At 45.0% G+C, this 24,027-nt stretch carries 19 protein-coding genes; 6 read left to right on the top strand and 13 right to left on the bottom strand.

The window, feature by feature from the left end:
- Positions 1 to 280 precede the first annotated feature (280 nt).
- Positions 281 to 1,765, bottom strand: coding sequence for a glutamate synthase small subunit (gene gltD, locus QZ918_RS22675; protein WP_293338566.1), 1,485 nt, complete (start codon positions 1,763 to 1,765; stop codon positions 281 to 283).
- A 74-nt stretch (positions 1,766 to 1,839) separates the two neighbouring features.
- On the opposite strand from gltD, the gene QZ918_RS22670 reads away from it, so the two are divergent.
- Positions 1,840 to 2,070 carry a hypothetical protein gene (locus tag QZ918_RS22670; protein WP_293146011.1) on the top strand — a complete coding sequence of 77 codons (231 nt, stop codon included), beginning with the start codon at positions 1,840 to 1,842 and terminating at the stop codon, positions 2,068 to 2,070.
- A gap of 365 nt (positions 2,071 to 2,435) precedes the next feature.
- On the opposite strand, the gene QZ918_RS22665 is transcribed toward QZ918_RS22670, so the two are convergent.
- The 3 genes from QZ918_RS22665 to QZ918_RS22655 all read right to left on the bottom strand — a co-directional run bounded on the left by QZ918_RS22665 (position 2,436) and on the right by QZ918_RS22655 (position 5,141).
- A complete protein-coding gene (locus QZ918_RS22665; RefSeq protein ID WP_293338564.1) occupies positions 2,436 to 2,897 on the bottom strand; it encodes a YidH family protein in 462 nt (153 codons plus the stop codon).
- 119 nt (positions 2,898 to 3,016) lie between these two features.
- Positions 3,017 to 3,439 carry a YidH family protein gene (locus QZ918_RS22660; protein WP_293338562.1) on the bottom strand — a complete coding sequence of 141 codons (423 nt, stop codon included), beginning with the start codon at positions 3,437 to 3,439 and terminating at the stop codon, positions 3,017 to 3,019.
- A 496-nt stretch (positions 3,440 to 3,935) separates the two neighbouring features.
- A complete protein-coding gene (locus QZ918_RS22655) occupies positions 3,936 to 5,141 on the bottom strand; it encodes an EAL domain-containing response regulator (protein WP_293338560.1) in 1,206 nt (401 codons plus the stop codon).
- A 424-nt stretch (positions 5,142 to 5,565) separates the two neighbouring features.
- Between QZ918_RS22655 and QZ918_RS22650 the strand changes: the two genes are divergently transcribed.
- Positions 5,566 to 6,087 (top strand): heme-binding protein, encoded by a 522-nt coding sequence (locus QZ918_RS22650; protein WP_293145999.1) that lies wholly within the window; start codon positions 5,566 to 5,568, stop codon positions 6,085 to 6,087.
- A gap of 139 nt (positions 6,088 to 6,226) precedes the next feature.
- On the opposite strand, the gene QZ918_RS22645 is transcribed toward QZ918_RS22650, so the two are convergent.
- The 7 genes from QZ918_RS22645 to QZ918_RS22615 all read right to left on the bottom strand — a co-directional run bounded on the left by QZ918_RS22645 (position 6,227) and on the right by QZ918_RS22615 (position 14,095).
- Complete coding sequence (locus tag QZ918_RS22645; RefSeq protein WP_293145996.1) at positions 6,227 to 6,643, bottom strand: secondary thiamine-phosphate synthase enzyme YjbQ; 417 nt, start codon at positions 6,641 to 6,643, stop codon at positions 6,227 to 6,229.
- A gap of 262 nt (positions 6,644 to 6,905) precedes the next feature.
- The gene (locus QZ918_RS22640) at positions 6,906 to 8,015 is read right to left on the bottom strand and encodes a glycosyl transferase (RefSeq protein WP_293338558.1); all 1,110 of its coding nucleotides are present in this window, start codon (positions 8,013 to 8,015) and stop codon (positions 6,906 to 6,908) included.
- Positions 8,016 to 8,225: 210 nt separating this feature from the next.
- Positions 8,226 to 9,323: a protein-glutamate methylesterase/protein-glutamine glutaminase gene (gene cheB, locus QZ918_RS22635; protein ID WP_293338556.1), complete on the bottom strand. Its 1,098-nt coding sequence runs from the start codon at positions 9,321 to 9,323 to the stop codon at positions 8,226 to 8,228.
- A gap of 6 nt (positions 9,324 to 9,329) precedes the next feature.
- Positions 9,330 to 10,343, bottom strand: coding sequence for a hypothetical protein (locus QZ918_RS22630; protein WP_293338554.1), 1,014 nt, complete (start codon positions 10,341 to 10,343; stop codon positions 9,330 to 9,332).
- A 157-nt stretch (positions 10,344 to 10,500) separates the two neighbouring features.
- The gene (locus QZ918_RS22625) at positions 10,501 to 12,798 is read right to left on the bottom strand and encodes a methyl-accepting chemotaxis protein (RefSeq protein ID WP_293338552.1); all 2,298 of its coding nucleotides are present in this window, start codon (positions 12,796 to 12,798) and stop codon (positions 10,501 to 10,503) included.
- 323 nt (positions 12,799 to 13,121) lie between these two features.
- On the bottom strand, positions 13,122 to 13,721 hold the full coding sequence (locus QZ918_RS22620) for a chemotaxis protein CheX (RefSeq protein WP_293145984.1): 600 nt from the start codon (positions 13,719 to 13,721) through the stop codon (positions 13,122 to 13,124).
- Between the two features lie 11 nt (positions 13,722 to 13,732).
- A complete protein-coding gene (locus QZ918_RS22615) occupies positions 13,733 to 14,095 on the bottom strand; it encodes a response regulator (protein ID WP_293338550.1) in 363 nt (120 codons plus the stop codon).
- Position 14,096: 1 nt separating this feature from the next.
- Between QZ918_RS22615 and QZ918_RS22610 the strand changes: the two genes are divergently transcribed.
- Positions 14,097 to 14,261, top strand: coding sequence for a hypothetical protein (locus QZ918_RS22610; RefSeq protein ID WP_293338548.1), 165 nt, complete (start codon positions 14,097 to 14,099; stop codon positions 14,259 to 14,261).
- Here QZ918_RS22610 and QZ918_RS22605 read toward each other — a convergent pair.
- Positions 14,232 to 15,320, bottom strand: a complete 1,089-nt coding sequence (locus QZ918_RS22605; protein ID WP_293338546.1) for an adenylate/guanylate cyclase domain-containing protein — start codon at positions 15,318 to 15,320, stop codon at positions 14,232 to 14,234. The two genes, QZ918_RS22610 and QZ918_RS22605, sit on opposite strands and share 30 nt — an antisense overlap.
- 788 nt (positions 15,321 to 16,108) lie before the next feature.
- Positions 16,109 to 19,066, bottom strand: a complete 2,958-nt coding sequence (locus QZ918_RS22600) for a response regulator (RefSeq protein WP_293338544.1) — start codon at positions 19,064 to 19,066, stop codon at positions 16,109 to 16,111.
- A gap of 686 nt (positions 19,067 to 19,752) precedes the next feature.
- Between QZ918_RS22600 and QZ918_RS22595 the strand changes: the two genes are divergently transcribed.
- The 3 genes from QZ918_RS22595 (at position 19,753) to QZ918_RS22585 (ending at position 23,742) form a co-directional block, all read left to right on the top strand.
- A complete protein-coding gene (locus tag QZ918_RS22595; protein ID WP_293338542.1) occupies positions 19,753 to 22,158 on the top strand; it encodes a chemotaxis protein CheA in 2,406 nt (801 codons plus the stop codon).
- Between the two features lie 15 nt (positions 22,159 to 22,173).
- Positions 22,174 to 22,608, top strand: a complete 435-nt coding sequence (locus QZ918_RS22590) for a chemotaxis protein CheW (protein ID WP_293338540.1) — start codon at positions 22,174 to 22,176, stop codon at positions 22,606 to 22,608.
- 306 nt (positions 22,609 to 22,914) lie between these two features.
- Entirely contained in the window at positions 22,915 to 23,742 is an 828-nt protein-coding gene (locus tag QZ918_RS22585; protein WP_293338538.1) for a CheR family methyltransferase, read from the top strand.
- The last annotated feature ends 285 nt before the right edge of the window (positions 23,743 to 24,027 follow it).

Genomic DNA, 24,027 nt, shown 5'->3' with positions numbered 1-24,027 from the left:
AATATCGAGAATTATTCGTGGCGACACACCCTACTTTCTACTTTTACCCCCTTGATGATGGTGGTGGTGCGTCGCTCGTTGAATCTTGGTAAATATCGAGAATTATTCGTGGCGACACACCCTACTTCCTGGGTATTTCTCGTTTAATGCAGAGACCAGATCCCCCTAAATCCCCCTTAAAAAGGGGGACTTTGAACACTCCAGTCCCCCCCTTCTTAAGGGGGGCTAGGGGGGATCTGCGCGCCTAATAGTGAAACAGTAGATTATCGACCCCACTCAACTAAGGCAAATCGGTTTCACCCATCAAATAAAGGTCGCACTCGCGGGCCACGCCCCGCCCTTCGTTAATCGCCCAAACCACCAAACTTTGTCCCCGACGACAGTCTCCCGCCGCAAAAACACCCGGAATACTGGTTGTATATTTTTCGTGCTCGGCTTTCACGTTGCTGCGCGCGTCGCGTTCCAATCCCATCGCATCCAGCAGCGGCTGTTCCGGGCCGAGGAAGCCCATTGCTAGCAAGACAAGCTGGGCCGGCAACACTTTTTCAGTGCCCGGAATGTGTTTGGGAATGAACTGTCCTTTTTCGTTTTTTGTCCACTCCACTTCAACGGTGTGCACGGCTTTGACGTTGCCGTTTTCGTCGCCCTCGAACTTGGTAGAAGTGGTGAGATAGCCGCGGGGGTCGTCCCCGAATTTGGCTGCTGCTTCTTCTTGGCCGTAGTCGAGACGATAGACTTTCGGCCATTCGGGCCAGGGGTTGTTGGCGGCGCGTTCCGAGGGCGGTTTGGGCAGGATTTCTAGCTGTACCAGGCTGTTGCAGCCGTGCCGTATGGAGGTGCCCACGCAGTCGGTGCCGGTGTCGCCACCGCCGATAATTACGACATCTTTGCCTTCGGCGGAGATGAAGTTATCGCTGGTGGTTTTGTCTAAAACCGATTTGGTGTTGGCGGTGAGGAAGTCCATTGCAAAGTGGATGTTTTTTAATTCGCGGCCTTCAATTCCCAAGTCGCGGGGTTTTGTCGCGCCAGTACAGAGAACAACTGAGTCGTATTCTTTTAATAGTTGTTCGGCTGGTAAGTCTTTGCCGACTTCGGTGTTGCAAATGAAGGTTACGCCTTCGTCTTCGAGGACTTTCAGGCGGCGCATTACGACTTGTTCTTTGTCTAGCTTCATGTTGGGGATGCCATACATTAGCAGGCCGCCTGGTCGATCGGCTCTTTCGTATACAGTTACCAAATGACCGGCTTTGTTCAATTGCGCCGCAGCGGACAAACCGGCGGGCCCGGAACCGATAACAGCGATTTTTTTGCCGGTGCGTTTAGCTGGCGGTTCGGCGGTAATCCAGCCTTCATCCCAGCCTTTGTCGATAATCGACGCTTCGATATTTTTAATCGTGACAGGCGGGTTGTTGATGCCGAGCACGCAAGCACCTTCGCAGGGGGCGGGACAGACTCTGCCGGTGAATTCGGGGAAGTTGTTGGTTTTGTGGAGTCTGTCTAGGGCTTCTTTCCACAGTCCCCGATATACTAAGTCGTTCCATTCGGGGATGAGGTTGTTGATGGGGCAGCCGCTGGCCATGCCGCTAATCAGGTTGCCGGTGTGGCAAAATGGGATGCCGCAGTCCATGCAGCGCGCGCCTTGGGTGCGGAGTTTGTCTTCCTCCATCGGGAGGTGAAATTCGTCCCAGTTGTGGACTCTCTCGACTGGTGAGAGTTCTGAGGGCAATTCGCGCAAGAATTCGATAAAGCCTGTTGGTTTTCCCATAGTGCTGTTTTTGTTAGAATTTACTATTCTGATAGTTTGTCAAAGCTGAGGCCTGTAGGCTTCTGAACTAACTATTGTCATATAAATTGCGGGCGATCGCACTTCAGATAGATCGATTCGTAGCTGAAATCTTCTATGTCGCCCTGGCCGCACATCATCTGGCCCAAAAACGCTGTTTGTTCTTTAGCCGGCTTGCCCTAGACGAGAGTTTGACTCTGAGGCGGTTTCAACCGTCGAGTCCGATTTTTTGGAGATATGGCACCATTCTCAACAACAGCCGTTTTGCCTGTTCCACAAAGAATTAATTTGATTGTGGGCTGTCCCGCCCGCTATTCAATAGCTTATTGAGAATAGTGCCATATAGCCTTTCTCAAAAAGATGAGGTATAACTGACAGCTCGATAACCGCTTAAACTAAAAGGGCTCTCTTCCCAACAACGTCCGCGAATCTTTGTGAGAACCGCTATATCTCAAATATTGCTGATACTCCCACATCTGGCAACTTTTCAGCGCAGTCCTCAGGAAGAAGGACTAAAGTCCTGACTGCGAACCTTTTTGATATGGTTTGTAGTGAGGACTTTAGTCCGCATAAATCAGAGGACTAAAGTCCTCACTACGAACCTTTTTTGTGACGGATGATTTACTAGAAATGATATCAATGCTTTGTGCAATCAATTGGGGATAACAAAACTGCGCGAACTTACGGCGGCTGCAAAAATAAAAAAAATTACTCCCATCCCCAACAACCCAACAGCTAAACTGAAGAGAAATATCAACCCATCTGACGGTTCGTAGGTATTCTCGTCAATTTGGTGGCCGACGATAAAGTATTTTCTAGTTGAGATTAACACGGTTGCTAAACCCACCAGAGAGAAGACTAAACCCAACTTCCAACCCGTGCCGTGACGGTGCTGTATGGGGATTTGCACGACGCGAAACCGCACGATCAGGACGCCAAAACCCATGAGGGCGATCGCACTTCGCATCCACGAGAGAAAGGTGCGTTCGTTTGCAGAGCGATCGATCGCCTTTGACAGATTTTCCTGCTTGAGTTTTTCCTCGTCTACTGTCATCGGTTTGAAGGAAGTATCTGGGGCGATCGCACTTTTAGATATAGCGGATCTAGCTCTCATATGAGGTACGTTGTTGGGCTTTAGCCCTCTTAGTCTAAGCGGTTATACGATCTGCCAGTTATACCTCATCTTTTTGAGAAAGGCTATATATTTTTGGATATATTTAGGAAACATTCGGATTATTCTGGACTCATGAAACTAGCTGCGGTACCGGGAACTGAGAAGATAAAATAAATTACTCCCATACCCAAAAGTACGATCGCCAAACTAAACAGCAGCACCCACCTGTCCGTAGGCTCGTAAGTATCGTAATCGATATCGTGACGCACAGCAAAGTAATGCTTAGTGGACATTAGCACTGTCAGTAAACCCACCACAGAAAACAACAAACCCAACTTCCAGCCGTTACCGGGAGTCGGCAAAAGAGGCGGGTGGAAGGCACGCAGGCGGACGATAACGACGCCAAAACCCATCAGAGCGATCGCTGTTCGCATCCACGCTAAATAAGTGCGCTCGTTTGCTAAATGATCGCGCACCCGCGAGGGATTGTGTCGCTTGGTTTTTTGCGTATCTGCTTTTGGCGATTTAAATCGTGACAGCATAGATCGAACTCTTAATTTTGGCTGGCAACCTGGAGCAATATTTGTTTTTTTTAGCTTCTTTTCCGGTTGTATCGGAATGATTTAACCACAGAGAACACAGAGGGCACAGAGAGGGAAGATAGAGATTAATACAGGACGATGCAATCGGATTCGATCTCAGGAGGAACTTGTAGGCGCTAAAGCAGAGATTTTATGTTAGCATTTTAAGTCTATTTATATCAGGTGCAGCCATAAAATTTTATTAAAATTATCATAAATATTTATTACCCAAACCTCGTATATTACCTGTCTTGATAGAAAGGAAATTACAAATATTTTATTGATATTTATCGAGACAGAAAGAGCGGCAGTAGCCGATAAGTAAGCTGTACTGCATTTAAATTGTATAGCGGTTCTCAAGCATAGTGAGGTATGCCCTATGCCCTATGCCCTATGCCCTATGCCCTATGCCCATGAGTACCTCATCTTTTTGGGAAAGGCATAGATGCAGTAAAACTTATTTCCCCTCTACTAGCAACTCCTCAAAATCTGCGGCCGGCACGGGAGGGCTGAACAAATATCCTTGCATAGCATCGCACTCGTAGCGCCAGAGAAAATCTCTTTCTGCTTCCGTTTCAACTCCTTCGGCAATTACTTCAAGACAGAGACTGTGCGCCATTTCAATAATCGCTTTCACAATCGCTGCATTTGTGCAACCATCGGTAATGTTGCTGATAAAACAGCGGTCAATTTTTAAAACATCGAAGGGGTATTGTGTCAGATAGCTTAAGGAAGAATAGCCTGTGCCGAAATCGTCAATAGATATAGAAACTCCTAAATCTTTTAATTGTTGCAAAGTGGCGATCGCACTTTCGGCATCCTGCACCATCATACTTTCGGTGAGTTCTAATTCCAAACTGCTCGGTGCTAAACCAATTTCTGCTAAAATTTCGGCAACTCTGCTGCTGAGTTCCGGTTGGTTAAATTGGCGCGGGGATAGATTTACCGCTACTTGCTGCAACGAAAAACCAGCATTTTGCCAAAGTTGCATTTGCCTGCAAGCTGTTTGCAAAACCCACTCGCCTAATTGTACAATGAAACCAGTTGCTTCAGCATCTGGGATAAATTCGGCGGGCGAAATCAGCCCTTTTTCTGGATGCAGCCAGCGCACTAAAGCTTCGGCGCTCATAATTTGACCAGTCTGAACATCGATCTGCGGTTGATAGTAAACTTGGAATTCTTCTCGTTCCAGGGCTGCACACAGATTGGTTTTTATCTGCTCTAATTTATCTGCGGCTTCTTGCAGCAATTCGTTGCTTTGCGATCGCAAATTACTCTGCTGTTTGGCCAAAGCTGCTTGTTTTTTCAAGCGGCTCGATACGGCGCCCACAAGTTCAGCTTTCGTAAAAGGCTTAGTCAGGTAATCATCAGCTCCCAATTCCATGCCTTGGCGCATTTCAGAACGCTCGGCTTTACCAGTCAGAAACACAAAAGGTACTGTAGCAGTAACAGGATGCGATCGCAATGCCGCCAGCACCCCGTAGCCGTCAAGTTGCGGCATCATTACATCGCAAAGAATCACGTCAGGAAGATTTGACACCGCCGCATTTAAGCCTAGGGCTCCATTTTCTGCACCCGTCACGTCGAAACCTTCAGCTTTGAGGAGTTTGAGAATATTCTCGCGAATTACTCTATCGTCCTCAATCACTAGAATCTTGTTCATATGTCATTCCCTGAAAGCGATATAATTGACCCTGTAGTTGAACCCGATCGGTGTGAGAATAGCTGAGAACGCACAGCTCGATCGACTTCACAGCGGAATATTTTCCGACAAAAATAGCAGACGCCCCTGAAAAACCGTCATTTTCCAAGGACAACTAGATTAATGTTTCTCTGCTTACTTAGCGCCGTCCGTATTATTACGAGGTTAGTTAATAAATCTCTAAACTTAATTGTAGGCGATCGACAGTTAGCAGCACCCTGAATAACTGCTAAACTGATTGTGCCACTAGAGCGATCGTCTGCAAACAATCTCAACCTATTTATAACAGTTGCCAAAAACAATGCAACTGCCCGCAAGTTTAAAACCCTTGCTGAGTAAGTCTTTCCTCATTGTTTAGTGTAAAACCTCAAATCAAACATCAAAAATGGTATTACCAAGTGGATTTCCCGAGCCCGCAAATATTGGCGTCATAGAAGTTAAGCAATATCCTCAGTACCGCGCTGTCACCTACACCCACGCGGGCGATTTGCGACAAGCAACTGGAATTGCTTTCAATCCCTTATTTCAACACATCAGCAACAACCAAATTGCGATGACAACGCCAGTAGAAGCGCGCTACACTGCAACTTCCGAGCAAATCGATGCAATTCCTGTTGCACAAGTTTCATTCTTGTATCCCGCACCAAATATCGCCCCCAGCAGCGTTAACTCTGCTGTGGAAGTCACCGATACTTCACCGATGACTGTTGTCAGTATCGGCGTGGGCGGCGCCTACACTTGGGAAAGCTACGAAAATAACCTCTCCCAACTCAAAGACTGGCTTCAACAACATCCCGAATACGAAATAGTCGGGCCGCCGCGCCGCTTTTTTTACAATTCGCCCATGACAGCGGAATCACTGAAAATCAGTGAAGTGCAAATTCCGATTGAACTTTCTAATAAATAAAGTCAGGAGTCATTAGTCATTAGTCATTAATCATTAGTTATTAGTTATTTGTAAGGGGCTACCAATTACCAATTACCAATTACCAATGCCCCATGCCCCATGCCCCATGCCCCATGCCCCATGCCCCATGCCCATCCAATCAAACGCCGCTGATGTGAACAACCAATTCTCGAATGTGGCCCCGCTGGCGGTGTTCCCAAAGGTAGATACCCTGCCAAGTTCCTAACAATAATCTACCGCGTGCGATCGGGATTTGTTCGGAAGTATGAGTCAGTGCAGTGCGAATGTGCGCCGGCATATCATCTGGGCCTTCCGCATCGTGAATGTAGGTTGCGCCCTCCGGTACCAGTTTAGCTAAAAAATTAGCCAAATCCGTCAGTACATCCGGGTCAGCATTTTCTTGAATTACCAAGCTAGCAGAAGTGTGGCGCAAAAATAAGCTACAAAGTCCCGTTTTAATACCTGAATTTGCTACGACATCTTCTATCTTAAGACTGATATTGTACAGAGACTTGCCTGTAGTTTTAATTTTGAGTATTTCCTGGTGATGAAGCATATCTGATCCGGTAAAATAACCATTATAAGGTTCGATCGTTCGGACTTCAGTCCTCAAAAAAGAGAGGACTCAAGTCCGAACGATCGAACCATCTAATATTTTAAACATTCAATGAGACTGTTTGCAAAACTCTTCAGTCGGCGGAGGCCGACATTGTTTGTATAGGCGCGATTTCAATCGCCGTCATTCGATTTGAGATTTGGGATGTGGGATTTTAGATTTTGGATGAGATTGTTTGCAAAACTCTTCAATCACCGTCATCCTAATCGCTCTCTTTAAAATAATCTACCACAGCTTGGGCGATCGCCTCCGTACCGTGCTTATCCAACTTATCCGACAAACGGGGCGGGTGCAGCGGCTTGTGCAAAAACCCCCAATCCCCCTCAAAAAACTCCGCCGCCGTCACAATTTGATGCGCCGCATACTTTTCTAGCCACTCCAACAACACAGCAGCTTCGGCAAAACCATCTCTCATGATAGAAACAACAGGTATTTCCATCCGCAAAGCTTCGGAAAAAGTGCTGTATCCCGGTTTAGAAACCATGCGGCCGCAGACAGGCATCATATCGACCGGGCGCGGTAAAATTGGGAAAGATTCTGCAAACTGCTGATGTTTGACTCTAATCAAATTCGGCAAATCGGGAGCTCCCGCATCAAAGGTAATAAATTGCCAATCGCTAAATTGCTGTAAATTGTGATAAGGAATTGCCTCTAAACCCAGTCCGCCAAAAGTCAGCAACACAGTTTTTTCCATCGGTGATTCAATTCCAAATACTTCCCGAATTTGATCGTTACTGTAGCGAGGATTGCCGCCAGTCAAGCCGACATCTTCAATATTAGGAAAAGCGGGCATCGGTTCGTGCAAAGGAAGACGAAAAAGCCGATCGCACTTTCCGAAGCATTCACCAATCCAATCCGCCATTTCGTCAAATTCCCCGCCCCAATCTCGATAGATAAAGTCCCACCCAAAATTGCTCATCATCCAGCAAGGAACCCCAGCCGCAGCGGCCATTCGCGTTGCTAAAGGAGGAATATCTGCCAGCACCAAACCCACGCGATTTTGCTTCAGAAAATTCACTTCGCCTGCAATTAGCGAATTTTGCTTTTCCCGAATTTCCCGCAATTTTTCTAGAGTCGCCTCTTTATCCATATGCAAGCTATCAGCCTGCACAACTCCGACATCAAAAGCGCGGGGACGGAGGATAAAATCACCAGGAAAATAAGATTCTAGCAGCCAGCGAGGTGCGGTTGTGGTGATAATTAGTAAGATATCTGGGTTTAATTCTTGGATTTTTGCAGCTACGGAGGAAACTCGGACAGCGTGGCCGAATCCATGATTGGTGATGGCAATATATAATGTTGGTCGAGACATTGGGAATTGGGAATTGGGAATTGGGAATTGGGCATCGGGAATTGGGCATCGGGCATCGATCCGAAGAGAATTTGTAGCAACTAACAAATGACTAATAACTAATAACTAATAACTAATGACTAATGACTACTAACTGCTGACTACTAACTGCTGACTGCTGACTAATGACTACTGCCAACTGCCAACTGCCAACTGCCAACTGCCAACTGACTACTGACTCATTACTCGATCGATAATTTCGCGTGCCATGTCTTGTAAGGATACCACTCGATCGGCAAAACCAGAATTAACCACACTTCCCGGCATCCCCCAGACAACGCTGCTAGCCTCATCTTGAACGATAATCCTACCCCCAGCTTCCCGGATATTCTGACAGCCCAGCAGCCCATCGTGCCCCATTCCAGTCAGCACCACACCTAAAACACCAGCACCGTAAATCTTAGCAGTCGATCGAAACAGCACATCAACCGCAGGGCGACAAGAATTTTCCCGCGCCTCTTGATGCGTGCGAATACGCGCCCCAAAACCCTGTTTTTCCAAAACCAGATGGTAATCACCGGGCGCTATCCAAGCAACTCCTGGCTCAACAATACCTCCCGTCACAGCCTCCTCCACTCTAATTTTGCACTTTTCGGTCAGGCGATCGGCTAAACGCTTCGTAAAAACCGGCGGCATATGCTGCACAATCACAATTGGTACAGGAAAATTAGCCGGCAAATCCTGCAAAATCGTTTCCAAAGCATTTGGCCCGCCCGTCGAAACCCCAATCGCTACAATTTCGATTTTAGATTTAAAATTTACCGCTGAATTCGACGAAATCAAACCCGATTTAACTGGCAATGGTGTGGGATTATTGTGAGTCTTAGGTACTTGAATATTCCCCACTTTTGGCATCTTGCCACCATTGCAAAAAACCTTAATTTTCGGAATCAATTGCTCGCGGATGTGTTCTAGCGCCGCTTCCTTGCTCTTCATATTATGAGGCTTAGTCACGTAATCCGTAGCACCCAGCGCCAGAGCATTTAAAGTAGCAACAGCGCCCAACTCTGTGAGCGCGCTAAACATAATTACAGGAATATTTTTGTCAATTTTTCGGATTGCCGCTAGCGTTTCCAAACCATCCATGTCCGGCATTTCCACATCCAGCACAATCAAATCTGGATTTACCTGAGAAATCTTGGCTAACGCAATTCTACCGTTAGGGGCAGTCCCCACAACTTCCAGCGCTGCATCGCCGTCGAGTACGTTACTTAACAATCGGCGCACCACTACAGAATCATCAACAACTAAAATCTTAATTTTCGACATGGATCGTTAAACTCGAAATAACAGATCGAGCAGTAAGCGAGCTTGAAAAAACAGAATTAAATCGCCTTCTACGCCAAGATCGATAATTTTAAAATGAGACATAAACAGTAGAATAGTTGAGCGCATATTAAAATTCATAGCGCTAAATATTTCCTCTGCTGAACCTTCTATATAGTGGGGAACTACATAACCGAGATTGTATTTTAAGGTATTACTAAAAGTGCCGACAATACCGCTAATAGCTAAATTGCCAATTTCCCCCAAAATGTCAGCCTTATCTTGCTTGAATTCCTCGCTGGTTACATCGCCGCCGCCGTTGAGAGCTAAAACAAGAGCATCAGCAGCCTCGCAGGAAAACAACATCTGAGCCGAACCTGATAAATTGCCGTTAAAATCAAGCTGCGCTACAGCTATTAGGTTTTTTCCCAAGGTTTCAATTAGGTTTTTTTGCAAAAATATCGGGGACAGCGCTTGAGATGAAGGCATTTCACATTCTACCTCACACGCAATCATTTCGCTCATCTGAGAAACTGCTGTGCCGATGGCTTTGTTGACAACATCCTGTAATTTTGTGTGTTTTCCGGTTTCGAGCTTGGCTAGGTTGAAATTCCGCAGTTGACTGTGAGAATTAATTGGATCGGCTTTATTTGGATAAGCCGCAGTTGCGACGGTGTGCCGCAATTCTAATTCATTGTTAGTTTTTTTGAGAGTTGCGAATATTCCTGCCAGCGACAAATACTGAATCATATTCCTTGCTAAGTCGTCGCTGAGAATTATCGTGGGTATTTCTAATAATTGCAAGAATTGGATAATTGCTAAATAATTGTGTTCTATGGCTGCAAAATTTAGGATGACAGCTTTGGGATGGTGGCACTCAGCAATATCTAAACAATTGTATAAATCTGTAGTTGTGGCAAATACATATTCGTCTGCTTTTAACGTTTCGCGCAATGTCTGATTTTCTGAATCCGAAAAGCCTCCAATCAGAATTAATGAAATTGGTTTTGAGTAGGTTTTCATTTTAGGGAATTGAGAATTGGGAATTGGGAATTGGGAATTGGGAATTGGGAATTGGGAATTGGGAATTAATTATTTAGGGAGCGCATTGCCCACCTTAACTCACCCATTACTCATTACTCATTACCCATTATCAATTCCCCATTATCTATTATCCAAATCAATACTTAAACTGATTGACAAGTCCTTGCAATTGAGCGGCCGTTTTCGATAATTCGATCGCAGAATTTTGAGTATTGCTAGCACTGGTGGCGGTACTTCCCGCTGCATCGGCGACGCTGGTAATATTGCGGGCAATTTCCGAGGAACCGATCGCAACTTGGTTGACATTGCGCGCAATTTCGGTAGTTGTAGCCGTTTGTTCCTCCACTGCACTGGCGATCGTCGTTTGGAAATCGCTGATTTGGTTGATAATAGAAGTAATTTGGGCGATCGCCTGCACGGAACTTTTAGTATCAGCTTGAATAGCCTCCACCTTCTTGCTGATATCCTCAGTCGCCGCCGCCGTTTGTTTCGCCAACTCCTTCACCTCATTCGCCACCACCGCAAAACCCTTGCCCGCTTCTCCAGCCCGAGCCGCCTCGATTGTAGCATTCAGAGCCAGCAAATTAGTCTGTTGGGCGATCGAAGTAATCACCTTGACAACATTACCAATCTCTGCACTACTAACGCCGAGTTTAGTAATAGTTTGATTCGTAGTTTCCGCCATCCTCACCGCCGAATTAGCAACCGTCGCAGCTTCCGAAGCATTCTTAGCAATTTCCTTAATACTCACATTCATCTCCTCGATGCCGGTAGCCACCGATTGAGTATTGCTATTAACTAAATCCGCCGCCGCAGATACCGTCCCTGCTTGAGCCGAAGTTTCTTCAGCCGCCGCCCCCATATTTTGGCTTTCGCTAATCAATTCCTCCGAAGCACTGCTAACTGCGATCGCCACTTGAGAAATTTGCTGCACCTGAGCGTTCAAATTAGCCGCCATCAGATTAACATTATCCGTCAAATCTTTCCAAGTCCCGCTGATATCAGGAACTATCGCCTGCCCTCCCAACTGTCCTGCAACTACCTGTTTCGCCAGCCCCGTTACTTCATCTGCAAAAGTATTAAGCTGGTCAACCATAGTATTCAACGTATTTTTCAGTTCCAGAACTTCTCCTTGAACTTCCACAGTAATTTGCTTCGACAAATCTCCCTTAGCCACAGCAGTAGAAACTTCCGCAATACTCCGAACTTGCTCCGTAAGATTAGCCGCCATAATATTCACATTACCAGCCAAACTCAGCCAAGTACCCGACAAACCATCAACAGTTGCTTGACCTCCCAATTTGCCCTCAACGCCAACTTCCCTAGCAACTCGCGTAACTTCTAAAGCAAACTCATTAAGCTGAACAGTCATTTCATTAATCGTATTCTTCAGATCCAGAATTTCCCCTTCAGCTTCTACAGTAATTTTTTTAGACAAATCTCCATGAGCTACCGCCGTAGTAACTTCCGCAATATTGCGTACTTGATTGGTAAGATTGCTCGCCATTAGATTAACATTTTGCGTTAAATCTTTCCAGACACCAGCTACTCCGTGAACTTGTGCTTGACCCCCAAGTTTCCCCTCAGTTCCCACCTCTTTTGCTACCCGCGTCACCTCTTTGGCAAAATCATTGAGACTGTCAACCATTTGATTTAGAGTATCTTTCAGTTGCGAAATTTCCCCTGCGGCTTCAACGGTAATTTTTTCGTTCAAATCGCCGACGCTAATTGCCGTTGCAACCTTAGTAATATTTCGTACTTGATGAGTCAGATTTGCCGCCATCAAGTTAACACTTGCCGTCAGTTCTTGCCAAATACCCGATAGCCCTTCTACCTCTGCTTGGGTTCCCAATTTGCCCTCGCTACCAACTTCGCGGGCGACGCGAGTTACTTCTAAAGCAAAACTATTTAATTGGTCTACCATTTTGTTGAGAGTAGTCCCAATGCGGCGGAACAATCCTTTGATTGGTTTGCCTTCAAACTCTAAGCTAAATTTTTCGGACAAATCGCCTTTAGCTACAGCGTGCAGCACTCGCGCTATATCTATTGTCGGCGCCACTAAGCTGTTTAGCGTTGCATTTACCGCGTCAATACTGCTAACCCAAGAACCTTTAAATTCTTTAATTTCTCTTGATTTTGGTACTTTGCCTTCTTCGGCAACTGCTTGGCTGACTCGCTCTATTTCGTCAGCAAATTTTTCATTGACACTCACCATTTCATTGAAAACTTTGGCAATTTCACCCAAGCCGTTGTCGGCGGGTAAACGAACGCTAAAGTCGCCATCTCTGACTGCTGCCAGAGCGATAATCAGTTGCTGTTGGTACTGGTTGCTGACAGTCTCTGCTGTCCCTGCAATTGTTGTCGCTACCAAATTGCTGGGATCCGAGTCAATTTCGGGAGATTCTGAGGCTGTTGATTGATTTTGTGTATCCATGTTTTAGGTAAGTAGAAGGAAGAAGGAAGAAGGAAGAAGGAAGAAGGAAGAAAGAAAGAAAGAAAGAAGTAGGTTTTAGTTATCGTCGCGAGAGAATTCTGAAAACATACACAGCAAGCTTTTTAGCGCTCCCTATTTTACGTTTAATTAGGTGGATTTACTTAGTTTTATACAATTTATCAGGGAGGGCGATTCCCTACGGGATAGCTTTGCACGCGCGTACTTTACGTCACACATTCTCGGTACTGGCAGCCCGAAACGCGCTCTGTGCTTACAGTCTGGGACACAAAACATCCGGTTTGCATGAGGAATATTTGCGGTATTTAAGATGCCGCGGCGATCGCCTTCAGCAGCATTTGAAACGAACCCACATCGAAAAACAGCAAAATGTCTCCTTGAATTTGCAGTTCTTCAATACTAAAGTGAGCTGGAGCCAACAGCACGCTCCCGGTATCGAGAGACTTTTCTTTTAACAGTAAATCCTCAATTTCTTCCTCTGCGTAATAGGGAACCTCATAGTCTAACGGTTGGTCTAGAACGTTGCCAATAGAGCCCATGACACCGTTAATGATCATATTCCCCACCTCACTGAGGGTACTAATTTTGAGAGAATCAAGGTCAGGACTTCCTTTTTCTTCACCAGTGAGAACAGAAACTAAATTCACTGCACTTTCGGTAGGAAAAAGTAGCTGGGCGCTGCCGCTAAATGAGCCGTTAAAGCCTAGCTGCACCGTGGAAAGAGGCTCTATCCCGAAGCGTTTTTTTAATTCGCTTCGCAGCTCATTCGCGGATACAAGGTCAATATCTGGAATCTGCAACTGGATCGGAAATTGAATCATTTCATTCAACATTCCAGCGGCACTTCCCACGCCAATATTGATTAGCTCCTTCAAAGCATCTATTTCATCTGCTGTTAGCTCCACTCTGATATCTCCTATTTGCTATCCAGAGCTTTTTGGATTGCAGCCTGAATCTCTGGACCTTTTGGGGGCTTTTTCAGCATCATAAATGCTCCCAATTCTTCGCACTTCTGCCTAGCGCTGTCTTGAATATCTGCTGAAAGTACGATGACTGGAATTTTAGAGCCTTTTTCGCGCAGGGCTTTTAGCAAGGCGAAACCGTCCATTTCTGGCATTAACAAATCTGTCATCATGCAGTCTGGCGACTTGGATGCAGCCATATCTAAGCCTTCTTGTCCGTTGGCTGCTTCTATCACTTGATGTCCGGCTTCTTCGACAGCTTTGCGAATCATCCGCCGAGAGAATGCTGCGTCATCTACAATTAAAACTAAACCCATTTTGGCGCGCTCCTTAACTTTAATTATTGGGCATCGGGCATCGGGCATCGGGCTTGCAGTCAACCGTCAACCGTCAACTGACAACCGTCAACTGACAACCGTCAACAATCACCTGACGGTAATACCGGAATTGATATTATGCAGTACATCTGTTGAGATTTTCTGAACAATCTAAGAGGTAAGTTTTCATCTTACCTTTGCCTTTAACATCAATCATTCCTCTTTCTGCAAACAAATGTTTTTTGGACAACTGCTTGTAAGTGTCTTCTGTCACTTGAATGCAGCCGGGAAAACTATATTGTTCCATGCGGCTTGCCGTGTTTACCGTGTCGCCCCAAAGGTCGTAACTAAACTTTTTAGTTCCGATGACCCCTGCAACCACAGGCCCGGAGTGAATGCCAATTCGCAGGCTGTGAAATTCTTTTGTTTGTGTGTTTAGCCGCGTCATAGCTTGCTGCATGGCTAGGGCCATTTGCACGATCGCGTCAGCATGATCGTCCCGGAGGATGGGCAATCCAGATGCTACCATATAGCCATCCCCAATAGTCTTAATTTTTTCTAACCCGTATTCCTGAGTTAGCTGGTCAAATTCTGAGAAAATAGAATTGAGTTTGACAATTAATTCAATAGGAGGCATTTCTGAGGCAAGCTTGGTAAAGCCTACCATATCAGCAAATAAGACGCTGACATTGGGGAAGTGATCGGCAATTACCAAGTCTGGGGTTGATTCATCTTGGAGCCGGAGTGCGATCGACTCTGGTAAAATATTCAGTAATAATTTTTGAGTTTTCTCTTGGCTTTCCATCAACTGCCGGTAAAGTTGAGACTGTTGAATCAAGCGCCGCACTCGCTGAATCAGCACTGGCCAGTGAATCGGCTTCGTCACATAATCTGTTGCTCCTACTTCAAAAGCTTGATTGACAGATTTTTTGTCATCTAGTGCTGTAATCATCAGCACCGGAATTTTTTGCGTTTGGGGATTAGCCTGGAGTTGAGCGCAGCAAGTAAAACCGTCCATTACAGGCATCATCGCATCCAATAGGACAATATCTGGGAGAGTTTCTTGACAAATGTCCAAACATTCTTGTCCGTTTGATGCCTCAATTACCCGGTACCCTTCTTTTTCCATGATCCGGCGGGTAAATAGCTGCTGGGTTGCTTCGTCATCGACGATCAGAATTTGAGGCGTCGTTTGCGAGTTTATTCTAAAGTCAGCACTAATCATAATTATTGTGAAAATAGCATCCAGTTCTCACTCAGAAGCAGATTGAATTTCTGCGTTGAAATGGATGAGTTTACTGTAGATCGATCGCACTCTGATTATTTTTAACAACTTTATAATCTCCTACTCAATAGAGTATTGAGCATTTAACTCAGCAACTGAACGGATGATTTGTAACTTTTTATACTGGTAATTTGTTACAGTATCTGAAAAGTTAGCAATTGAGCCGTCACGTTGCTATTGAGATCGTGTTGAGAATTCTATCAGATTATAGCGGTTTTCACAAAGATGAGGTACGTTGTTGGGCTTCAGCCCTCTTGATTTCAGCGGTTATGTAAGCTGTCAGCCATACCTCATCTTTTTGAGAAAGGCTATATGTCAGAAATTTTAAATTTTCGCAATTGGCTAAATGGCCTAAATGTTGAAGATTTTGCGGAAAACGGGCGATCGATCGTCCCGCGCCACCGACACATCATATCGGGTTGCTTTTGTCAATCATTTTTGCTTTTTACGCTCACACTCCTGGAGACAAGTGGCACTTTAAAAAAGGTACGTTGTTGCGCTTGAGCGCTCAAGCGCAACAACGTACCTAAAAAACCTTTAAGTATTGTGATACTTGCGTCCACGATTGACTCATTGAGATGCTACAAATAAATCCGTTGCCGAACTTCCTTCTGCTATAGCCTTTCTCAAAAAAGTGAGGTATGACTGACAGCTTGTATAACCATTAAACTAAGAGGGCTCGCATCCCAACAACATACCTCATCTTTCTGAAAACCGCTATATATCAATCAACTAGATGGCAAAGCCGCTTTTACCCGCTGATATTCGGCTGCAATTTTGCACATCAGAACCTCGCTACCTGAGAGAGTTTTCTTCCGGGCCATCTCTTCGAGCTGCGCGCACAATTGAAACAAAGGCATGGCTCCGACTGTCGTACAAGCACCTCTAAGAGCGTGAGCCGAGGCTTTAATTGCGGGAGCATTCAATTGATTGACAGCATCGGCGAGTTCCTGCAATTTTGGCGGTGCAACTTCCAAAAATTTCTCTACTAGCTCGATCCAAAATTCTTCAGCTTCTTCTCCCAGTAACTCCGTCAATTCTTCAAAAGTTTGACTGTCAAGAGGCGGCAATTCTATTTCCAATTTTGCTGTTTCGGGTAGAAAATTTTGCGGTGTGGCTGGCGGTAAATTTTGGGAGTTTTCTGCCTCTAATTTGGGATATGTCACAGCAGGTAAAGTCGGAAATTTAATGTTATTAGTACCCGCTACAATTTCCCCAGAATTAGGAGGAAAATTTGCCACTCCCGATTGACTTCCAGCTTCAATTTGTGAAATCAAAACACCTGCGCGGGCGATTAAATGCTTTAACTCTTCCAACGCAGTTTCATCAACTGCGGGTGCAACATTTTTCATTTCGTTTCCAGGCTGAGCTTGGGAAGTACAGTCTGTCGGCTGAGTCTGCCAATTGTTAAGCTCTGAATAGGATTTGGATCGCCCGGTTTGTCGATCGTACTGCGCGATCGCCTGAACTATGGCCTGGACTCGCACCGGCTTACTGATATAATCATTCATGCCAGCATCTAAACAAAGTTCGCGATCGCCCTGCATCGCATTAGCCGTCATCGCCACAATCCAAGGAGAAGTCGATTTTGGATTGGGAGATGGCTCGTCTGTTGCAGAAAATCCAGATTCTGGAGCAGAATTTTCTAATATTAAATTTCCCGAAAATCGCTGGCGGATCAGGCGAGTAGTTTCCAAACCGTCCATTTCTGGCATCTGCATATCCATAAACACAATATCGTATTCCGAACGCTCCAAAGCATCCAAAGCTGCTTGTCCGCTGCTGGCAAAATCTGCACTGTAACCTAACTTCTGCAACATCTGCCCTGCTACCATTTGATTGAGTTCTACATCGTCTACCAACAGCATTTTCAAAGGCAGTGTTTCGGCTAATTGTGAATTAAATTGAGGCTGCGAAAAACACGGTTGAATTGTGCTGCATTCCCCGCCCAAGATGCGAAGCAAAACTTCATGGAGCTGTGCTTGCTTAATTGGTTTGTATACAAAAGCTGCGAATTCAACTCGCCCTTGAACTTCGCGGCGAGATGGCCTCCCCCCAGAACTCAAAATCATTAAAGGTAAATTTTTACCTTGAGGAAATTCTCGAATTTTTTCAGCTAAAGTAATGCCGTCCATTTCTGGCATATGAAAGTCTAGAATCGCTATGTCAAACATAGTTTCATATTGCAGCACTTTCAGCGCTTGCGCGCCAGATTTTGCTGCGCGGACAACCATTCCCCAAGACATAGCTTGCAGGGTAAGAATTTTGCGGTTTGTGGGATTGTCGTCAACTAGCAGCAGTCGCAAACCTGCTAGTTGAGGCTGGGGTAAATTCAGGTTTAATATTTCTTCATTAGCCGGTGCTGGCTGAGCTTTGATGCTAAAAGAAAATTTAGAACCTTTGCCGATTTCGCTTTCTACCCACATAGTGCCGCCCATGATTTCGCTGAGGCGTTTGCTGATGGCTAAGCCCAAGCCAGTACCGCCATATTTGCGAGTTGTGGAACTGTCAACTTGACTGAAGGCTCTAAATAGTATATTTTTGCGATCGGGCGAAATTCCGATGCCTGTATCCCTCACAATAAATTGAATTTCGTAGTTACTAATTTCTGATGGTTCTAGATATTTAGAATCGGCAGCATCCGAATCTGATACAGAAGAATTTAAAGCAGGTTTTTGACTGGATTCTTCGCTATCGAGCCTAATGTTTACCTGAGAAATTGAGTTAGTTTGCGTAACTTCTACAGCAGTATCAGCAATGGGTTTTGCTGTTACTTTAACTACCACTTCACCTGCTTCGGTAAATTTGGTAGCATTGCCGAGCAAATTTATCAATATTTGGCGAAGTCTGGTGACATCTCCGTACAGGAAGGCGGGAACACTGGCATCCAATTCGCAAGCTAAGTCTAGCTGTTTTTCCGCAGCTTTCATCGCGACTAAATCTAAAGCTTCTTCGACACAGTTTCTGAGATTAAACGGTTCTTGTTCTAAATCCAGCTTGCCTGCTTCTATCTTAGAAAAGTCGAGAATGTCGTTAATAATTGCCAGCAAAGAATCGCCACTGGTACGAATTGTATTCACAAAATTGCGCTGGTTTGGCGAAAGTTGCGTATCTAGCAACAGCTCAGTCATGCCGATGACTCCGTTCATCGGCGTGCGGATTTCGTGGCTCATCATTGCCAAAAATTCACTTTTGGCTCGGTTGGCAGCTTCGGCGTCAGTTGTGGCGCGCTTAAGTTCTTCTTCTATTACTAATCGGTGTTTAATTTCTTGCTGATAGGTTTGGATGCGCTGCGTTACTTCGGAAACATCTTGAACCGCGATTAAAGCATAAAAACCTTCTCCTTTGATGGCTGGTATGGGAGTGACGTTTGTGTTGTGAATTCTCGGTTTGCCGTTGGGTAAATTTGATGAAATCAGGGACTGGTGTAGTTGGGGAGAAAATACGGTAGGCAAGCCATTATTAAATACTTGTTTTAAGCGAGTTTGATATTTAGGTTCTTCGAGTTGGGGAAAGTGAGTTTTTAGGTTAGTTCCGATTATTTCTTTTTTGAGCAGCTTTGTCCACTGCTCTAGTGTCCGGTTCCAAAACAGCACGGTAAAATCGCGAGCGATCACGCACAATCCGATGGGAACGCGATCGAGGACGCTGAATCTTTGTTGCGCTTGTTCTATTTGTTCTAGCATTTTCTGTAGGGTGAAAAATTGACGAAATTTATGTATACTTCAGAAGTTATCAAAAAAAAGCTTGGGAGGTAACAATACAGGAAAATTATATTCATTTATTCTGCCAGCTTCTATCCGATCGCTGGCTAAATAAACCCGGTTTGTACGATAAATAAGAGGTTTGGGGACAGGCATTTAGGAAGAAACGGGGTTTGGGCGCGCTAAGAGTGTGTCAGTCGTGCATTTTCCTTGGCAGTTGCGGTAAACCCTGATACAGATTTTTTGTTGCCAGAGTTCAAAAACACGACTGCGGGGCTGCGATGTTAATAATTTTTGCTAATTCGTATAGATATAGTATACTTGTGAGGTCAAGTTGGCAATGATTTAGCTACGATCGCACGATCGCGAATAAAGCTGATCCCGCCCAATAACGGGTACTGTGGCACGTACACTCACGAGGGTCGAACTCAAAATTTTAGACAATAGTTCAAGCTCCCAGATCTATCTAGAGGAGTCCATCTAAAATCTAAAATCTAAAATCCACTGACTAGGGCGCACTACAGTTTTTAACTATTCGATAATTTATTTTAAGGGTGCATTTGGTTTTTGAAGAGGGCTATCGCATGACCGCATATAAGTTATTAGTTATCATCTCATATTGACTGCGGTCATGCTTCGCCCCTACGGATATATTTGCCTTGCGCCAGATGCACCCTATTTTAATCCAGCGTCAAACCGATGAACAAGGAACTGGCTCGATGGAAATTGATGAAGATGTAAAGGAATTTCTGATTGAAGGCTACGAATACCTAAACCAAATTGAGGAGGATTTAGTAGCTTTAGAAAAAAATGATGCCGATACAGAGGTGATGAATCGGATTTACCGCGGTTTGCACACGATTAAAGGCAATAGCGGTTTTTTGGGGGTGGAAAAACTGGAGTCTGTGGCGCACGCAGGAGAAAATTTGCTCAGCCTCTTGCGCGATCGCACTTTGACGATGACTCCCGATATTACTAGCGCTTTGCTGGAGACAATCGACGCGGTACGATCGCACATGGAAGCCCTGGAAAAGACGGGAGAAGAAAGCCCTATCGCCCACACCGCATTGCTCGATCGACTTTTGCAACTCCAAGAATCCGGCGGTACTGCATCTGAATTGTCGCCGAGTGCGATCGCCGAATCCAACTCAGTAACTCCAGAAGTTGCGATCGAGGAACCGGAAAAGTCAGAGTTGACACGAGAACATTTGTATGCAGATGCTTTATTGTCGATCGAGCAATTGCTAATTCCCTCTGCTACCAATACTACCAGCCAACAGGTAAATGCTGCGGATACCGAGGGTGACAAATTCAAAATTTCCGATACTGCAATCCGAGTAGATGTCGGCTTGCTGGACAAACTAATGAACTTAGTAGGCGAACTCGTTTTGTGCCGCAACCAAATCTTAGAATTTGCCAATACCCAAACAGCAAACACCCAAAATGACGATACATTAAAATCAGTATCCAGCCGCTTAAACTTAGTTACTTCCGAACTACAAGAAGGAGTAATGAAGACCAGAATGCAGCCAATTCGCACTATCTGGAACAAATTCCCCCGCGTAGTGCGCGACACAGCATTCAGCCTGGGCAAACAAGTGCAGTTAGAAATGGAAGGCGAAGAAACAGAATTAGACAAAACCTTAATCGAGGCGATCGCCAATCCGCTAACTCACTTAGTCCGTAACTGCCTCGATCACGGCATTGAAACATCAGAAGTGCGAGTCGCCAAAGGCAAGCCAGCCTTCGGTAAACTGCTACTGCGAGCCTATCACGAAAGCGGTCAGGTAAACATAGAAATCTCCGATGACGGCGGGGGAATCGATCCAGATCGGATTAAAAGTAAGGCAGTGCAAAAAGGAATGTTTTCTGCTATTGATGCAGCTAAACTGAGCGATCGCGAAGCCCTAAATTTAATTTTCATGCCCAGTTTCTCAACCGCCGAAAAAATCACCAATATCTCCGGTAGGGGAGTGGGGATGGACGTTGTGCAAACACATATAGAAAAAATTAGCGGCACGATCGACGTTCAAAGTCAAGTCGGTAAAGGCACAATTTTTAAGTTAAAAATTCCTTTAACTCTGGCGATTATTCCGACATTAATTATTACGACAGGAGGCGATCGCTACGCAATTCCTCAAGTCAATTTGCTAGAACTGATGCGTTTGGAAGGAGAACAAATAAAAAAAATCGAAATGTTTCACGGAACGCCAGTATATAGGTTGCGGGGGCGACTGCTGCCGCTGATTTATTTGAATCGGGAATTGCAGTTAGAAACAGGAATTGTAGAAAACAGCAAAAAATCGCAATTCGACAGAGATGAGGCTTTGAATATTGTAGTAGTGCAAGCGACAGACAAACCTTTTGGGTTGGTGGTAGATGCCATCAACGACACGCAAGAAATTGTGGTTAAGCCTTTAGGAAAACAACTAAAATCTCTAGCTTGTTTTGCCGGAGCAACTATTATGGGCGACGGTAAAGTTGCTTTGATTTTGGATGTGCACGGGATTGCTCAGAAAACCCACATGACGGAGGCTCAGGAAAAGGCGATTTTAGCTGACGAAAACAGCCGCCGGGAATCTTCAGAACCTCCACAACAGTTGCTAGTATTTCAGGGCCCAGACTTTCGGCGGATGGCAATTCACCTATCGCGAGTTTGTCGCTTAGAAGAGTTTCCCCGCCATCTTTTGGAGCGAGTCGGGAAGCAGAATGTGGTGCAGTACCGCAACCAAATTATGCCGGTGATTTATTTAACGGCGGTGTTTGGTAGCGGCAGTGAGTCGGCTGATTGGGGGCCCAACGGTCTGGACGGGCGATCGCGCGCAGCAGATGATAAACTACCGTTAGTCGTGGTATCGATCGGCTCAGAACACCAAGTCGGTCTGGTAGTCGATCGCATCCTGGATATTGTAGAACAGGCGATCGACATTAAAGGTGCAGCTACTCAAGCAGGAATTTCATATTGTGCTGTAATTCAGGGTCAAGTTACTGAAATCCTCGATGTTGATGCAGTAATTAACAACAATTTATTCGGAGTCGAGCAGATGTTAGCAAGTACCAGCTCGGGCTATTAAAGGAATAATTAAACAATGCTTGAAGAAACTCTACTTTGTACGTTTTTCGTTGACAGCTTATTTTTTGGCATAGAGGTTGAGAAAGTTCAAGAAATCATCCGCTATCAGGAGATGACGCGAGTGCCACTAGCACCCGCAGTAGTCGGCGGATTGATAAATTTGAGGGGACAAATTGTCACGGCGATTGATTTGCGGAGGCGGTTGGATTTGTGCGATCGACCTGTGGAACAATTGCCTTTAAATGTGATAGTGAGAACTGGAGATGAAACAGTCAGTTGGTTAGTTGACGATATTGGAGATGTCCTAGAAGTATCTCAAGCTGATTTTGAAACTCCTCCAGATACTTTTACCAGCAAAATACGCCCGCTAATTCGAGGAGCGTACAAGCTACAAGGGCAGTTGTTACTATTCTTGGATGTTGATAAAGTTGTAGATTTTAGCAGTCAATAGTCAGCAGTCATGTTTTGCGAGAACTTATAGCGGATCGAGCTCTCATATTCGCGGACGTTGTTAGGCTTGGGCCCTATACGTTGAACTGGTTATATAAGCTGTCAGTCATACCTCATCTTTTTGATAAAGGCTATAAGCTCGCGAATGCTATTAGTCATTAGTCTCTGCTCGCGAACCTTAGTCATGTTTTGCGAGCTTAAGTTATCGGCAACAGTAGTCATTAGCCAGGGATGCACGAATAACTGTTTTTCCCTCTTCCTTCTGTCAACAGTCAACAGTCAACAGTCAACTCTTCCTTCAATTACCATGCCGATAACTATTGCAGATTTTGATTACATCCGAAAACTTGTATACGATCGCACAGGTGTATTCCTATCCGAAGAGAAAATGTACCTCGTTGAATCGCGCTTAGGGATGGTAGCTAAAGAAGCCGGAGCAAACTCCATCAGCGGATTAGTTGCAAAGTTAAAACAAATCAAACAACAACGTTTTAACCAACTTTACGAATCGACAGTCGAAGCAATGATGACCAACGAGACATTTTTTTTCCGAGATATCAACCCCTTCGAGATATTAAAAACATCAGTATTGCCAGAATTGTTAAAACAGATCCAGGGTGAGCGCACTTTGAATATTTGGTGTGCTGCTTGTTCCAGCGGCCAAGAACCCTACAGTATTGCGATGCTGCTGCGCGAATACTTTCCGCAGTTAGCGAGAAATCAAGTACAAATACTTGGTAGCGACATTTCTACAGCCATGCTGAAGCGAGCAAATTCTGGATGCTACGCGCAGCACGAAGTAGTACGGGGTTTGCCAACAGCATTGTTACACAAATACTTCCAGCAGTGTGGCAAGGAATGGCAGATTAAAGAAGACCTCCGCAAGGCGATCGAATTTCGCCAGATTAACTTGACAGAACCCTTTGGATCGATGCCTCAAATGGACATTATTTTTCTGCGAAACGTCTTAATATATTTTGATGTTCAGACCAAACAATCGATTTTAGCAAGAGTGCGGCGGGTGTTGCGTCCCAAGGGCTACTTATTCCTAGGGGGAGGAGAAACAACTGTAAATCTTGACCCTGCTTTTGAGCTGGTGCAATTTGAAAAAGGTATATGTTATCGATTGAGATGATGTTCAGTATATCGACTCTAATAAAATAGGTTCGTAGTGAGGACTTCAGTCCTCTCTTGATTAATAGACAAGATTGCAAAAGTCTTTTTAATCAAATTTTAGGACTAAAGTCCTCACTACGAACCTAATTATTTTTACAATTTAAGTCTAATTTTTAGGAACTGTAGTTTAGACTAACCAAAGATGAGAACGGTGGCAAAAGAAGAACTAGAGCCACCGCGCTGGGAGAGAATGAGGGTGAAAAAGAAAACCTATCCACTCCTTAAATGAACAGTGAACGATTAA

This window comes from Microcoleus sp. CAWBG58 (assembly GCF_020883045.1).
Lineage (GTDB): Bacteria > Cyanobacteriota > Cyanobacteriia > Cyanobacteriales > Microcoleaceae > Microcoleus.
Note: the sequence above shows the minus strand (reverse complement) of the source record. Positions and strands in the feature narration are given on the sequence as shown.